The organism is Methylobacterium sp. J-026 (assembly GCF_022829585.1).
Lineage (GTDB): Bacteria > Pseudomonadota > Alphaproteobacteria > Rhizobiales > Beijerinckiaceae > Methylobacterium.
In genome coordinates, this window is the sequence record NZ_JAKSYC010000201.1 from 1 (window position 1) to 441 (window position 441).

The window sequence follows — 441 nt, forward strand, 5'->3', positions numbered from 1 at the left end:
TGGCGGATCGCTTCTGTATCATCTCGGCAACAGCCGCGGGCCAAAGTCACGGGGTGCTGCAACCAAACCACCGCCGAGATGTTGCGCCGCCTGGCCGTGTACATCGCAATGTATTTCGACCGTACAACGCATGTTCATGGATGGTTTACTATACCGTCCCACGTCATCAGCCGGCAGTGTGTCCGTAAAACTACAGCCATTTCATCGACGGACCGGTAGCCTTATCATCAGATCGAAATTTGGACCTTACGTTATGACCAAGCTCCTGACCTCGCTGGCCGCGTTCACCGCCCTGACGGCCGCCGCCTCGGCCGCCGACCTTCCCCGCCGCGCCGCCCCGCCGCCGGTGTTCACCCCCGTGCCGGTGTTCACCTGGACGGGCGCCTACTTCGGTATCAACGCCGGCTACGCGTTCGACGCCTCCAGCCGCAGCAACAACAA

At 61.5% G+C, this 441-nt stretch carries 1 pseudogene; it reads left to right on the forward strand.

The annotated features are described in order from the left end of the window. Positions 1-253 precede the first annotated feature (253 nt). Positions 254-441, forward strand: a pseudogene (locus MKK69_RS18640) (porin family protein); the annotation flags it as partial.